Source organism: Pseudoalteromonas luteoviolacea S2607, from assembly GCF_001625575.1.
In the GTDB taxonomy this organism is placed as follows: Bacteria; Pseudomonadota; Gammaproteobacteria; order Enterobacterales; family Alteromonadaceae; genus Pseudoalteromonas; species Pseudoalteromonas luteoviolacea_E.
Map to the genome: position 1 here is coordinate 80857 of NZ_AUXV01000020.1, position 12540 is coordinate 93396.

The 12540-nt window shown below is 41.4% G+C and carries 13 protein-coding genes; 4 read left to right on the forward strand and 9 right to left on the reverse strand.

All coding sequences use genetic code 11. The annotated features are described in order from the left end of the window. Positions 1–69: 69 nt before the first annotated feature. Positions 70–975: a LysR family transcriptional regulator gene (locus tag N480_RS12480; RefSeq protein ID WP_063372834.1), complete on the reverse strand. Its 906-nt coding sequence runs from the start codon at positions 973–975 to the stop codon at positions 70–72. Positions 976–1079: 104 nt separating this feature from the next. Between N480_RS12480 and N480_RS12485 the strand changes: the two genes are divergently transcribed. Then, positions 1080–1562, forward strand: coding sequence for a GNAT family N-acetyltransferase (locus N480_RS12485; protein WP_063372835.1), 483 nt, complete (start codon positions 1080–1082; stop codon positions 1560–1562). Here the strand turns inward: N480_RS12485 and N480_RS12490 are convergent. From N480_RS12490 to N480_RS12505, 4 genes are all read right to left on the reverse strand, one after another. After that, positions 1559–2053 carry a DUF2314 domain-containing protein gene (locus N480_RS12490; protein WP_063372836.1) on the reverse strand — a complete coding sequence of 165 codons (495 nt, stop codon included), beginning with the start codon at positions 2051–2053 and terminating at the stop codon, positions 1559–1561. The genes N480_RS12485 and N480_RS12490 overlap by 4 nt on opposite strands. 380 nt (positions 2054–2433) lie before the next feature. Further along, on the reverse strand, positions 2434–2820 hold the full coding sequence (locus N480_RS12495) for a hypothetical protein (protein WP_063372837.1): 387 nt from the start codon (positions 2818–2820) through the stop codon (positions 2434–2436). Between the two features lie 112 nt (positions 2821–2932). Beyond that, a complete protein-coding gene (locus tag N480_RS12500; RefSeq protein WP_063372838.1) occupies positions 2933–3499 on the reverse strand; it encodes a uracil-DNA glycosylase family protein in 567 nt (188 codons plus the stop codon). A gap of 313 nt (positions 3500–3812) precedes the next feature. Further along, the gene (locus N480_RS12505) at positions 3813–4112 is read right to left on the reverse strand and encodes a hypothetical protein (protein WP_063372839.1); all 300 of its coding nucleotides are present in this window, start codon (positions 4110–4112) and stop codon (positions 3813–3815) included. Between the two features lie 42 nt (positions 4113–4154). On the opposite strand from N480_RS12505, the gene N480_RS12510 reads away from it, so the two are divergent. Continuing rightward, complete coding sequence (locus N480_RS12510; RefSeq protein ID WP_063372840.1) at positions 4155–5744, forward strand: PepSY-associated TM helix domain-containing protein; 1590 nt, start codon at positions 4155–4157, stop codon at positions 5742–5744. Next, the gene (locus N480_RS12515; protein WP_063372841.1) at positions 5741–6076 is read left to right on the forward strand and encodes a DUF3325 domain-containing protein; all 336 of its coding nucleotides are present in this window, start codon (positions 5741–5743) and stop codon (positions 6074–6076) included. The genes N480_RS12510 and N480_RS12515 overlap by 4 nt, the downstream gene beginning before the upstream one ends. A gap of 716 nt (positions 6077–6792) precedes the next feature. Here the strand turns inward: N480_RS12515 and N480_RS12520 are convergent. The 3 genes from N480_RS12520 to N480_RS12530 all read right to left on the reverse strand — a co-directional run bounded on the left by N480_RS12520 (position 6793) and on the right by N480_RS12530 (position 11136). Then, positions 6793–8445 (reverse strand): hypothetical protein, encoded by a 1653-nt coding sequence (locus N480_RS12520; protein WP_063372842.1) that lies wholly within the window; start codon positions 8443–8445, stop codon positions 6793–6795. Between the two features lie 67 nt (positions 8446–8512). Further along, positions 8513–10444, reverse strand: a complete 1932-nt coding sequence (locus N480_RS12525; protein WP_063372843.1) for an alkaline phosphatase PhoX — start codon at positions 10442–10444, stop codon at positions 8513–8515. A 143-nt stretch (positions 10445–10587) separates the two neighbouring features. Further along, positions 10588–11136 carry a lipocalin family protein gene (locus N480_RS12530; RefSeq protein WP_081231863.1) on the reverse strand — a complete coding sequence of 183 codons (549 nt, stop codon included), beginning with the start codon at positions 11134–11136 and terminating at the stop codon, positions 10588–10590. Positions 11137–11252: 116 nt separating this feature from the next. Here N480_RS12530 and N480_RS12535 point away from each other — a divergent pair, with 116 nt between their 5' ends. Continuing rightward, positions 11253–11813 carry a DUF6942 family protein gene (locus N480_RS12535; protein WP_063372844.1) on the forward strand — a complete coding sequence of 187 codons (561 nt, stop codon included), beginning with the start codon at positions 11253–11255 and terminating at the stop codon, positions 11811–11813. 10 nt (positions 11814–11823) lie between these two features. On the opposite strand, the gene N480_RS12540 is transcribed toward N480_RS12535, so the two are convergent. Further along, positions 11824–12495, reverse strand: a complete 672-nt coding sequence (locus N480_RS12540; protein ID WP_063372845.1) for a class I SAM-dependent methyltransferase — start codon at positions 12493–12495, stop codon at positions 11824–11826. Between the last annotated feature and the right edge of the window lie 45 nt (positions 12496–12540).

Sequence of the window (12540 nt, forward strand, 5' to 3'; positions counted from 1 at the left end):
CGATTCCGTTCACTACCACATGACTCACATCACCATGTATAACACCGAGATTTAAACCCAATAAAAGCCCTAGTTCAGCGCGTGAAATCGCCGAAATTGCTCAATAAACCATTTCAATTTTGGATCGTGTTGCCGAGTACGATACCAATACAGCTTCACATGATAATTTGGTATTTTCAAAGGAGGCGGATGAATTGTTAATTTCAGCCTAGGTGCGATTTCCTCGGCATATTTGGCAGGCATTGTAAGTAGCCAATCAGTATTTTGAACACAGATAGGTGCACTCAGCATATGAGGCGTTGATAGTATCACTCGCCGCAATTTTTTTTGCTGTGCGAGCGTTTTATCGACAATTCCGCGTGATTCGTTCCATGGTGCTATCAGTACATGACTGCGTTCTAAAAAAGTGTTTATAGTTAAGCTTAAATTAGGACTCATGTGCTGACAGCTGAGCGTTACATACTCTCCCTCAAACCAATTAAGCTGAGCTAAACTCTCTGACTTCTCTTGTTTATGTGCAAACCCACACACAATGTCCAACTGGAGCTCTTTAAGTGCCTGAATTGGCAGGCGCTGTTCGAGCTGTATTATTTGTACAGATATATTGCTGAACTTTTTCAGTAAATAGCTCAAAAAAGGTTTTAAGCACCACGCAGTGTAATCGGTGGCTGCAATTGTAAATTGATGCTTGTCAGCTGGGTCAAATTCCTTGGACTCTTTTAGCCCTTGGGAGATCACTTTTAATGCAGGAAGTACCTCATCAGCTAATCGGTGGGCATAGTCTGTCGCTAACATTTTATTGTTCACTCTGACAAATAGCTCATCATTTAGACGCTCTCTTAAGCGCGTCAAAGCATGACTGCAAGCAGACTGACTCATATGTAAAACTTGTGCCGTTTGCGTAACTGATCCTGTCTCATACAGTACTGCAAATAGCTTGAGTAGGTTTAAATCAATATTAGGGATATTACTCATGTATTATATGCATACAGCATGTGCAAAACATGCACTTTATTCATAACTAACTAAACATTACACTGATACAAAGCGAAGTCAATTATTACAGAGAACGAGCAATTATGAACTTAACAATACGCCCAGCCCAAAAGCAAGACGCTGCTACAATACTGCACTTTATCAATGAACTTGCCATATACGAAAAAGAGCCAGATGCTGTACTTAATACAGTACAAGAAATTGAAACCAAACTGTTTGGGGAAGATGTACGTGCGCATGCAGTGATTTGTGAGCAAGAAGGCGAAGCAATCGGGTTTGCAGTATATTTCTTTAACTATTCAACTTGGCTTGGTAAATATGGCTTATACCTTGAAGATCTCTATGTCGCACAAGATAAACGGGGCGCTGGTGCTGGCAAAGCTTTAATGAAGCATTTAGCGCAACTGGCTGTTCAGAAAGATTGCGGAAGATTTGAGTGGGTCGTTTTGGATTGGAATAAGCCAGCTATCGACTTTTATCAAAGTATTCAAGCAGAACCTCAAGATGAGTGGATCATATATCGCCTTACCGGCCAAGCCCTAAAGGAGTTTGCAGAGCAACCTTAAAGATCTATGTACTTATCTTTCATTGCATTGAGCTCAGGCGGTAAATCTATGCCGTCTCGCTGTGCAATTGTAAACATGGCGCGCTGAATAAACCCGCCATAAATGTTGCCCATATCATCTGTGATTTGCCAATCTTCAATGTCATCTAGCTGACAGACAAAGTTGTGGGCCATTTTTTTACTGTGTGTAATAGGAGGAGTTACAAGAAATACACTGACTTCATCTCCTTTGATTGTTTCAACGTGCGCCCCTAAATGCTCTACCACTCCATGGTCACTTTCAAACCCTAGCTTTACAAATGCATCTTTTGGATACTTTAAGAATAATGTTTTGAATTCATCTATTGACTCCTTCGCAAGCTCAACCGCCTCTAACAACAGTGGGTCATCGGGATCAGTTTCAAGCGGTGGAAACGTTTCTGACGATGAACTATATCGATAATGCAACCATAACGCTAAAAGCACAGCGACAATGAGTAAACCCCAATACATGTAGACTCCTTAACAACTGCGTTAATATTAAGCTCTGCTGGCTTAAATACGTGTTCATTGACCGAAATTTGAAGAACCTACCAGAGTTTTGAAAGCGGTACTAAACTAGCTAAGTTTTTCAATCTCGTACGATAAGTGTAGTGAATAGGAGTAAAATAACATAATAAAATACGTATAAATTTCAAAGAAATAATGGAGGAAATGGATATGTGCAGTGTGGGCTACATCACCGCTTCAACGCACATTTAACTCAGAATAATGACGAGGCTTTCAGCGCTACACAGTAGATATGATCAAAGCATACCAAACCACATAAATTGTAAAAATGCAAAAAGCTGCACATTTACAGTCTTTCACAATCAAGACTAATTTTATCAGTGTTACAGCGCGGTAGGTTTTTGATGCCGCTTTTGCTGTTTTCGACGCAGGTTATTACCAAGGAGATCTTCTCGACTAACTAAAAACCCGCAAATACTGCTAACAACAATGTAAATACCGTACATTGAACCGATATAAACCCAATTACTTTGACTTGTCAGCAAGGCAATATTGGTTCCATCATTTACAAATAAAACGTTAACAATAGATAAAGCAAAAACGACTCGATAGTACAAAACATGTCCCAAATGGCTGGCAAATGCTGCGACTAGCAAGGCAAATAGACACAAATAAAATCCAATGACGGAGTTCGCACCTGGTTGGTAACTAGGAAAGATAGCAAGTATTGAAATAATTACCGAGCTCCATCCCGATATATGATAAATCATTTTCAGTTCCTTTGAATTAAATTGTTATTTTTTGTAAACCGCTACGTATGAAGCGATTATGGTAGAAGTAAGTCAAATTGGCAACTCCTTTAGGTCTACATATAGGTATAAACTAGTTATTTATTATGGTTTCAACCCGCTTTTTTAATGCAGGAATTGCATCGGTCTCAAACCACGGGTTACTTTTCAACCAATGAAAGTTACGTGGACTTGGATGCGGTATCGCGATTTTCGACGGTAAATACGTGGACCACTGCTGAGTACTTTTTGTCACATTATTGAAATCGTCTAAATGATATGATTGTGCGTACTGCCCAATCAGAATCGTCAGTTCAACATCAATAAATTCTCTCAACACTTTTTCTCGCCAAGTCTGTGCACAAATTTTCGGCGGAGGATTATCACCACTTTTTCCTTTTCCGGGATAACAAAACGCCATGGGAACAATTGCAAACAAACTCGGGTCATAAAACTGCGCTTCATCCACACCTAACCACATTCTTAAACGTTTGCCGCTCGCATCATCAAATGGTTTACCTGTTTTATGCACACTCAGGCTAGGCGCTTGCCCAGCAATGAGTATCCTTGCTGTCTTAGTGCCTTGCACTACGGGCCGAGGTTCATAACCGAATTGCTTTTGACAAAGGCGGCAGTTATTAATTTCTTCCAGTAACTTCATCGAAATATATCTTCTAGCCACATTGAATAGTGTCCACTACCCAAAAGTGTTTTAGTTAGCGTTATAGTGAGACCTTAGATCATACAAAAAAATTTCTCACACCGTGAAATAACATACATTTATTGGCATATTGCTCTGCTCTACTTCGTTTAAGCGCATATATAAAAATAAATTATTTACATAATTTTGTGCATTGTTACCAGTTATTCAGTCTTGCATTTTACTTGTAGCCAAAGCTTTAACGCCAAGATTTCACCTCGTTGATCTGTAACTTTAACGCATTTAACAATGATAATTACTGTCATTTGCAAAACTATTCATGGATAATTAGGGATCTGTGAAAAAACATTAGGAACATTATGTCACATGCAGACAATGCCTTGACTCTTAGATATCGGCTAAGCGTATTGTCCCGATTTTGCGCTGCAATATTTGGCGGATATTTTTTTACCGCATACAGTGTAGCTCTGCTTAGTTTGCTTTTACCAACTGCCAAAGTAGACGCCGTCTTATATAGCGTTTGTGCCAGCATACTCATTTTCTGCTGCGTTTTTATCGCTGTATTTGGCGTTCGCAGCCAAAAACGGATTTGGTCATCTCTGATATCAAGCATTTTGGGATTGCATTTATTAACTCAATATATCCAGGGGGGAATATGAAAGAGAGTTTTTTCCGCTCAATGACTTGGCTACACACCTGGGTAGGCCTACTACTATGCTGGCTGCTATTTTTGATTTTTTTTGCGGGCACTATCAGCTTTTTTCGCCATGAAATTAGTTTATGGAATCAGCCAGCAGTCCATAATATAGATCACAATAAACAGCAACAGCAAACACTCATAGAGTCTGGTCTAGCGTATTTAAACAGCGCTGCGCCAGAAGCAAACCGGTGGTGGATCGGCCTGCCATCAAGCAGGCAACCCGAACTTCAAGTATCTCATAGGCACAGCCAAGGAGAAGGCAAACGAGACAAATGGCATGATGAACGACTCGACCCAAATACACTTTTACCAATTGAGGGCCTTGTAGATACAAAAGGCGGTAACTTCTTCTATCGACTCCATTTCGATTTACACTACATGGATAGAAAGCTAGCAAGATGGCTTGTTTGTTTTGCTTCTTTATTTATGCTGATAGCGCTCATTTCGGGAATAGTGATACACAAACGGATCTTCAAAGATTTGTTTCAGTTTAGACCTCAAAAAGGTGTCAGAGCATGGTTAGATGCACATAACCTGTCTTCAGTGCTGGCTTTGCCATTTCATCTAATGATCACTTACACAGGCCTAATTACTTTGATATTTATGCTCTTTCCAAATCCGGCCGAAACGTTATATGAAGATGGGCTAAAAGGGTTTAGAGCGGATTTCTACCCCGAAAGGCAACGTATTGAGGCGTCGAATAAAAAACTCGACGAACCAGCTTTTGAGGCCGCTTTTACGCATTTTTATCAAAACTGGCCTGAGCAAAAAATCAAACGCGTCATCGTTGATCATCCAAGCAATACCGCTGTGAACATCAAAATATATGGTGACAATGGCACGTTAATTCGGGATGAATACCCATACTGGCAATACTCAGGCACGACAGGTGAACTGCTTAAAACCGCTCGGCTAGACCCAAGTAATGCAGAAATGCTTTACGGCGGTATGATAGCCGTACACAGCGGGCGATTAGCACATCCAGGACTGCGTTGGCTGTACTTCATCTGCGGTATTGCCGGCTGTGTCATGATTGCCAGTGGTTGTATTATGTGGGCAAAGCGTATCAAAGAGCGCTTAAAACCGACACAAACGGCAAGCTTTGGGTTAAAGCTCGTAGAAACGCTTAATATTGCTACCATCATGGGACTACCTTTAGCAACAGCAGGGTTCTTTTATGCCAACCGCTTGTTACCACCAGATATGGTAGCAAGAGCCGATAAAGAAGTGTTGGTCTTCTTTGTCGTTTGGTTAGCAACAACCTTATTCACTTCGCTATTTAGAGACAAACGTGCTTGGCAATGGCTAGCGTATTGCAATGCAGCTATTTGGTTGCTACTTCCCGTTTGCAGCGCACTCACAACTCATAGTAATTTGCTCACCTATATCCAAGACGGAAAATGGATTTTGGCCAGCTTTGATTTAGCTTTTATTACCACAGCTTTAGTGTTTTATTTGCAAGCCAAAAAACTTGCAAACAAGGCGACGGCGAACAAAAGTGTGAGTAATAAACGCACCCGAGTAACAGCGGAGCAACGCGCATGATATATGGCTTAGCAATGCTTTTATGCTTAGGTGCTTTTTACGCTTTTGCGATGGCTAAAACGGCACATTACAAAAGCGTATTTGGCACAAGACCAAGTCAGGAGCAAACCAAGCGCTTTAACTTGAGTGGGTGGATCATTATTTTACTAAGCTTTATCGTTAACCTATCCCAAGCAATAGGGTACGGTAGCTTGATGTTCTGTGGGCAAATGGCGCTCTCTGTATTGCTGATTGCGGTGTGCTTAACTTACAAGCCTAATTGGATGAGATCACTTTTTTACCTACTTCCCTTGTTAGCTGTGATTATGGTTGTATCGTCGCAGGTATTTTAAACTTCAGAGCTGCAGGTAAGCGATCACCTGCAGCTCAGATCATGATTTTACTACCTCTAACGTCTAGTTTTCTCAATTTCTCATTAAAACCCACCCATTCAGTTAGTAAAAATCTGATCCTATGTAGTCTGACATCATTCCACTTAGTAAATATGTGATCCATCTGAAGTAAAATGGATAGATTAGTTAGTAAAAACTCGATCTCAAAGAGTTACGTTAGTAAATATGTGATCTCTAGCCTGTTTTTTAAAACATTAAGTTAGTAAAATTATGATCTGAGATTAGTACGCCTGAAGATGAACGATGATTTTGCGACAAAAGATAGTAATTCAAAGGCCAACTTTATATCACTCCTCAATTCTAAGTTAGTAAAAATCTGATCTGGTTCGAATCAGCTCATGTTTTTACCTACTTAATGACCTCAAGTTAGTAAAATTATGATCTGCCTCACAGTAACTTGGTAAAATCGTGATCTCTGAATGATAAATTGTGATTAAAACATGCCGTTTGAATCATAGGAGAACAGGAAGAAACACATTAAACCTTTGATTTTAATGTACTAAACCATAAATCTAGAGACCAACTACGCTTACTTTAAATTTGTATTGGTCAATCACATAGTAGGTAAAATTCTGATCTAAAGCTTGTTCAATGTATATATTAAAAATATGTGTGAAAGAGTAGGGGGAGTTGATGAATTCACTCCCCACTAGGGATCAGTTTTTTGACCAATCGAGTTGCATGTCCCAAGCAAACTGCTTACTTTCTTTGAGCGGTGCCTGAGAATCATCTACTTGTTGTAAAACATTTTTCGCTTTTACTAGCGTTGCATCGCGACCGAATAAATAGCTCTGCTCTTTGACAATAGTAAGGTAGGCCTTATTCAAGGCCAGAGCACGCTCTTTTGAAGGTGTGATCAATTCATATAAATTAACTGCAGACTGCACTTTTTCCATGTCTACTTTACCACCTGTGAACCACTTTCTGAGCATCTCTTGGTTTTGGCGAAACTCATCACCACCGCCGACACGGGCCATATATGTTAAGAACTCACCTTGCTGCTCACCCACATTTGGTACGTCTTTTTGAGTACGTAGGTTGATGTAACCCCACCCCTCGGCACCTTCTACTTTGCGAGCAAATGAAAAAGTTTGATCATACGTGGAGCCAACCGTTTTATGGCAACCATTACAAAAAGCGAGCTCTTGCGCATGCTGTGGTCTCAATTCACCATTGCTGTCTTCAATATAACCATTGATGGTCCAGCCGAATGTATTGTTGACGCCTCTATCACCTAGGTACATGGTCACAGGCATCTTTTCGAACTCTTTTTCTTTTGCTTCCCGATAGTAAGAAGCTGCGATTTCTTGATTGGACTTAAAATTATGCTTTTTCATATAGCGTAACTCTTTGAGTCGCGGTGCGTTATAGATTTCACCATGCTCATCAACACCTAAGTAGCGCACGGTATGCAAAAACTCCGTACCTTCGGGATAGAGCATATGTGCTAACATTTCACCGCTGTCACCAACATACTTGGGCTGTGCAACAATTTTAGAGACAGTACTTAGCTTTCCATCACCGTTGAGATCTTGGCCAACTCGTTGTTCAGAGATTTGGGGGGCGCTGATTTCTTTTAACCCTTTTACGGCCAACTCAGTTAAACTCAAATTAGCAAGATAAACATCTCGGCTAAACGCGCCATTCAAGGTTTGAAACGAGCGAGGCAGACGGATCATGACATCGCCTGTTGAGCCATTCGTTGGCCAAAATGTGCTAGGAAAAGGCTTGTAGTTAAAGGCGACCCAGCCGCTGCCATCACGTGCAAAACCCAATTCATCAAACGCTTTTTCAGGGAAGGCAAGGTCTTTGATCGGTGTTATTTCACCCTTCCAACCAGCATCTTTAGAGATTTTTTCGATAAATGGACTGTAGTTGTCTTGCTCTATCCAGTTAGTAATTTCTTGATCTGAGATCCCTTTGATAAGCTCTGTGCGGTCAATAAATAAGTTTTTCCAGTGGTTAGTCAAGCCGAGGTCTGAAAATTCATAATCACCTTGAAGATCACCATCATTCATTACATTAGGACGATTTTTTTGTTCATGATAAGACTGATGACACGCGTAACACGGGTTGTTAACCCCATCGGTTTTAGTATAACACTGAGGGGGTATCACAGATTCTGGGTTATAAACTTCATCGTGTTCAATATAGGCTGTAGCAGGAATATCATCACCCGTTTTATACGGTGAACTCACGATATCTTCAGATGCTTCAGTTGGTAAATTTTTGCTCTGTTGCAGTGTGTCAGAACATCCACTTATAAGTATCGCTGCAGCGATTGTGGTAATAAGTAATTGGTGTTGCATTTGTATGACTTCCATTTAAAAAGCGAAAAAAGCGGTGCATCAGCACCGCTTTAGTTTTTAGTTATTGTTATTTTGATTTCGGGTCATACATCCACAATGTATTGTTGTATTTCCAAGATGCGCTGTGATCTTCGCCGATTAGAATACGACCATCACGCATAACAATTACATTGTCAGGCTGCGCCAGCTGACTTGCATCACAACGTACGTCTGACGTTAAAGAAGAGCGATAAGTAGAACCCATAACAACTGGTTCGATTCGCGTTAAGCTGTAGTTTTGATCGATATGTGCGCGGTAAACACCGCCACAATCTTTAACGCGCGAAGAAAGTTGAATATCACCTTCACCATCAATCATGGTGTTGTCGATATCCGCAATACCAATATAGAGATAAGCTTTTTCAACAACTTCACCTTCAATGACGTCTTGGCCTGAAATGGCCTCTAATACTCGGTCATGGTTAATTGCCAAACCCTCAAGCTTACGCCACTCAGCCGTCGCCCCTTTGAGACGAGCAGCTTGACGAGCTTCAAGGAATGCCACACGGTCATCCATAGGTTTACCAGCTGTAACAGGAGAACCTCCTTCTTCAGCGGTTGGGTAAGTTGCTTTACCATCTACCCACGCCTGTACATCTGCCATTGAGATGTAATTCGTTTGACCATCAACATAACTGTCCGGAGCAATCCCGTCGTACTCAGTGATCCACTCTAAAATTGCAGCGTTTGTACCAGTTGCAATCTCGACCCACTCAACATCAAACCCAGTTACTGCTGGATCTGATAGGCCTTTATCCTGAGTCAACTTCGCGCCGTATAACGTACCTGAGCTAAGGTCTTCTGCATTGTCTGCAACAAACTTAAATAATACGCCACCGGTATCATCTTGAGAGGAATAAACGGTGCGGCGGTCAGGCATTACAACCGCGTTTTCGTGCTCGTAACGACCAATGGTGTAGTGCTTTTCTACGGTTGGCGTGTCAGACAGCGGAGATTTTACTTCTGCGATATAACCGTAGCGATAAGGATTTGGTGACTCTGGTGCCAAAAAGTCTCTAAATTGTTGTAGGCGAGTGCTAACAACTGGTGCATTCCAATCTGGGCTGGTTGTTGTATCAACAGTAGAGTTTACAATCCACTCTTCTGACGTTAGCGGTGTCCCCCAAGGAGATACTGAACCAAAACAGTTTGCAGCAGTCCCTTTCACAGCGTCAAAGTCGATCATCATCGCCTGCTCAACGCTCCAACGACCCGTTGTGCTCTTACTCATTTTCAAACGGCTCATGCCACCTGGGTAGTCTTCCCAGTTAGTAAATAAGTAACCTGTGTTTTCAGACTCGAAGATAAACCCATTAAAATCAGGCATATCATTTTTAATGATTTCTTGACCAGAAGTCATACCGTAAATGACACCTAAACCGCCCGCTAGACCATCTTCTCCTAAGTCTGCGTATGTATCACCACTTTGACCTAGAATTTGATACTGACCAATTGCTGTAACGATAGTTTGTTGTTCAAACTCCGTTTCGTGTAAAGGCGCATCGACCAAGTTGCGAGGCAGCTCATTAAAGTTCACACCGGTCAACACACCAACTGTGCCAGTGTTAAATGGACGGTTATTAAATGAGTCAACAGCGCTATTTTCATCACTCGGGTGTTGCGCATTAAAGAATAAGTCGCCTTGCTCCGTTAAGAACAGCCCCGTTACCTCTGACCCCGTTGGAACAGTTGCAATTCGCACTAGGCCAGAACCACCATTGATGCCATCAGTACCGTCAGCGCCATTTTGACCATCAACACCATTTTGGCCATCAGTACCATTCGACCCGTTGGTACCGTTTGTGCCGTCTTTACCATTTGTGCCATTGCTACCAGCTTGTCCAGTTTCACCTTGAACACCCTGTTCACCCTTGACACCTTGTGCACCATCATCTCCATCACAAGCAGTCAAAGCCAGAACAACAGCACTGGCAATTAACGAATAGGCTATGCGCTTCATTATTATTACTCCGATTAGTTTTGCTACATTGGGTTTGTTTATAAGCGGACATAGCCTGACCGGAGGAAATGACATTAGAGTTTATGTACTATGAAACTTTTCCGACAAAAAGATGACTAAATTAATGCAACTGTAAAGGGGGCTTACAAATTTTTGGCCATTGTATGCTTCATATATATGAGTTCATCTACCGAGTAACCGAGCTGCTTAACCGTTTCTTCAAAGTCTCTCAAAACACTCTCTGAGACTTTCGGAGTACGAGATAACAGCCACAAATAATCCTTGTTATAGCTCGTGACATAGGCGTATTCATAGTTCACTTTATCCAGTTTGAAAACCACATAACTACCATAGAAAGGACCAAAAAACGACACTTTCAAATGACCTAAGGTTGGATTTGAGACAAACTTAGCAATCCCCTCAGCTTGTTTCCATTCACCTTCTTTAACCACGTAACCACGATTTAGCACAGACACCGTACCATCATCTTGTAACTCATAAGTTGCAGTCACGCTATCCATACCGCGTTCAAAGCGGTGGTCTAACCTCGCGATTTCATACCATACGCCTTGATACCTCTGGACATCAAAGCTTGTTACTGGCTGCACACCTTCTGGGAGCCCTGTGCAACCACCAATACTCATTGCACCCCAAAAGATAAAAACAATCCCTAAAAATTGACCTTTCAACATGATAGACTCCTTGATTCTGATTTAATCTACAGTATTGCAGTTGTTTGATACGGCGCTAATCCCGTATACGATCGCTTCGCTGAAAATACATAAACCATTGAAATAAATCATAGATCATGAAAATACCAACTCAAGGGTTTGGCGCCACACGTGGCCTATTAGCCGTCTATATAGAAAATAGACCACCTTTAGATGAATACAAAAACCTTAATAAAATTATACCTTTACAGCATGGTGAGATAGAGTATATCAATCAAGAGTGCGGTAATGGGTGGCGTAAAGTCTTTAATGTTTTTAGCAAATTTATCGCAGAACTCAGTCACCCAGATCACAATTTTACTAAGTTAAAAAAAGCCAACACTCGCTGGCAAACTTATCGCGATAGCACCTTGTTACAGGGCCATAGCCAAGAGGCCTTGATTTTCAGCGCGCCAAACCTAGCACAAAGCCACTATACTTGGCATATCATCGCGGGCCGTACTTATGCCAAGCAATTATTAAAAGATCAGATTTTTACCAACTCACTCGTTTGGTTAGATGAAGAGTTTGCAATAGATGAAGTAAACAAGTTGATAGTGTGCCCTTACTTTGACTACAGACAACTTAGCAATATAAAAATTGCTAAGTTGGTCGCATTAATTAAAAGTGGGGCAGGGGGAGTACACCTATCTACATAGGCAATACCATTTAATTACGCTTATAGGTATTGATGGCGCTAAAACCTAGCGCCTTAAAATAAACTATAGGCGTCGAAAACCCAGCCTTTTCAAGTAAACTAGTTAAGCTTTCTAAACTGATGGGATAAAATTCCTCAACGAAATTACGGCGCATTTTTTCGACTCCTTGGTCGGTCAAACCCAATACGTTATGACAGAATTGAAACTGGGCCTCTCGCTCAAAGTTAGTCCCTGGAAGCATAAGGTCGGCTAAAAATAACCTTCCTTCAGGCTTAAGGTTGTGGCTGATCTGCATGAGCAAATCGTTTTTATCGCCATTATCCTGTACGAAATGCATCACTAATAAGCACAACGCAGCATCCGCCTGAAACGCATTGTCAGTTAGTTTACCGTGATGAATAGTTACGCGGTCGCGAATGCCCAAGTTAGTAAAATTTTGATCTGCTATGTCTAACATATCTGCTGACACATCCTGCGCAATAAAATGCCAACCTTGATTTTGCTCAGCAAGCTCTACGATTTCACGTCCCGTGCCAGCCCCAACAACCAAAATAGTGGCATCTTGCCCCAACATCACCCGTAATTGAGCGGCCGTAATTTGATGCAAAAGTGCGTAACCGGGTACTAGTTTGCCAATACGCTGGTCATAATTGAGTGCTTCTTCACCTGTAAATGTTGGCATTTTCTTTCCTTAATAATGTGTTTTAATCCAGCGCACCCCAGCGAT

Bases quoted from the DNA above. Each gene is read 5' to 3' on its own strand.
- N480_RS12480 (WP_063372834.1), bottom strand. From the start codon at position 975: ATGAGTAATATCCCTAATATTGATTTAAACCTACTCAAGCTATTTGCA.
- N480_RS12485 (WP_063372835.1), top strand. From the start codon at position 1,080: ATGAACTTAACAATACGCCCAGCCCAAAAGCAAGACGCTGCTACAATA.
- N480_RS12490 (WP_063372836.1), bottom strand. From the start codon at position 2,053: ATGTATTGGGGTTTACTCATTGTCGCTGTGCTTTTAGCGTTATGGTTG.
- N480_RS12495 (WP_063372837.1), bottom strand. From the start codon at position 2,820: ATGATTTATCATATATCGGGATGGAGCTCGGTAATTATTTCAATACTT.
- N480_RS12500 (WP_063372838.1), bottom strand. From the start codon at position 3,499: ATGAAGTTACTGGAAGAAATTAATAACTGCCGCCTTTGTCAAAAGCAA.
- N480_RS12505 (WP_063372839.1), bottom strand. From the start codon at position 4,112: ATGCTTGATATCAGAGATGACCAAATCCGTTTTTGGCTGCGAACGCCA.
- N480_RS12510 (WP_063372840.1), top strand. From the start codon at position 4,155: ATGAAAGAGAGTTTTTTCCGCTCAATGACTTGGCTACACACCTGGGTA.
- N480_RS12515 (WP_063372841.1), top strand. From the start codon at position 5,741: ATGATATATGGCTTAGCAATGCTTTTATGCTTAGGTGCTTTTTACGCT.
- N480_RS12520 (WP_063372842.1), bottom strand. From the start codon at position 8,445: ATGCAACACCAATTACTTATTACCACAATCGCTGCAGCGATACTTATA.
- N480_RS12525 (WP_063372843.1), bottom strand. From the start codon at position 10,444: ATGAAGCGCATAGCCTATTCGTTAATTGCCAGTGCTGTTGTTCTGGCT.
- N480_RS12530 (WP_081231863.1), bottom strand. From the start codon at position 11,136: ATGTTGAAAGGTCAATTTTTAGGGATTGTTTTTATCTTTTGGGGTGCA.
- N480_RS12535 (WP_063372844.1), top strand. From the start codon at position 11,253: ATGAAAATACCAACTCAAGGGTTTGGCGCCACACGTGGCCTATTAGCC.
- N480_RS12540 (WP_063372845.1), bottom strand. From the start codon at position 12,495: ATGCCAACATTTACAGGTGAAGAAGCACTCAATTATGACCAGCGTATT.